Genomic DNA, 541 nt, shown 5'->3' with positions numbered 1-541 from the left:
CTATGTGCGCACCTGGGCAGGCTGGGTGTATGTCGCGTTCATCCTCGACGTGTTCTCGCAACGCATCGTGGCCTGGCATGCGCAGACCAGCAAGCACGTCGACTTGGTGATGATCCCGCTGCGGATGGCGCTGTGGGAACGCGATCGTCAAGGCCACCGTGTCGGCCCGGATCAGCTCATTCATCACAGCGATGCGGGCTCCCAGTACACATCGATTGTGCTCACCGATCACCTCGCCCTGGAGCAGATCGCCCCGTCGATCGGGACGGTCGGGGACGCGTATGACAACGCCTTGATGGAGACGATCAACGGGCTCTACAAGGCCGAGTGCGTGCGCACCACGATCTTCCACGACGGCCCGTACAAGACGATCGCCGACGTCGAATTCGCGACCGCCGGATGGGTCGACTGGTACAACCACCGCAGGCTCCACGGTAGCCTCGGAATGGTCAGCCCCGACGAGTTCGAGGCTGCCTACTACGAGACCTCACACCAGAGTTCTCTCCCCGCATAGAAGCGGCAGAGAACCTGAGGCGGTTCA

Annotated in this window: 1 protein-coding gene; it reads left to right on the top strand. The window is 62.3% G+C overall.

Annotated features, from left to right (window positions below; genetic code table 11):
* On the top strand, positions 1 to 514 hold a 514-nt coding region (locus H5397_RS17530), incomplete at its 5' end, for an integrase core domain-containing protein (RefSeq protein ID WP_182819036.1).
* Between the last annotated feature and the right edge of the window lie 27 nt (positions 515 to 541).

Origin of the sequence: Propioniciclava sp. MC1683, from assembly GCF_014164675.1 — a bacterium.
Taxonomy (GTDB): Bacteria; Actinomycetota; Actinomycetes; order Propionibacteriales; family Propionibacteriaceae; genus Propioniciclava.
This window is presented reverse-complemented; position numbering and strand designations above follow the sequence as displayed.